This window comes from Pseudomonas sp. IT-P258 (genome assembly GCF_949767825.1).
GTDB classification, from domain to species: domain Bacteria; phylum Pseudomonadota; class Gammaproteobacteria; order Pseudomonadales; family Pseudomonadaceae; genus Aquipseudomonas; species Aquipseudomonas monachiensis.
Genome location: NZ_CATKPU010000074.1, coordinates 1 through 357 on the forward strand (window position 1 = coordinate 1; position 357 = coordinate 357).

A 357-nucleotide genomic window follows, 5' to 3' on the forward strand; every position below is an offset into this window, starting at 1 on the left:
GCATCCTTGATGGTGACGGTGGTTTCCGGCTCGCCTTTACCGCTGACAGTCGTGCCGTCGGCACTGACCACCAGGTCGGTCGGGGCTGCTGGAGCCGTGGAATCGCCCGCATCGACAGTTGTCGGGGCAGACACGTTGCCCGCCGCATCGGTCAGCGTTGCACTCAGGGTTTCGCCGTTGATTTGCGGGGTGGTCAGCGTGACCTCGAAGGTGCCATCGGCTCCAACGGTACCGGTGCCAATGACGTTGCCATTGGCATCCTTGATGGTGACGGTGGTTTCCGGCTCGCCTTTACCGCTGACAGTCGTGCCGTCGGCACTGACCACCAGGTCGGTCGGGGCTGCTGGAGCCGTGGAG

General features: G+C 64.1%; 1 protein-coding gene. It reads right to left on the reverse strand.

The window, feature by feature from the left end; translation table 11 throughout:
* The coding region (locus tag ACM6G4_RS22550; RefSeq protein WP_414914659.1) for an Ig-like domain-containing protein at positions 1-357 on the reverse strand (357 nt) is incomplete at both ends.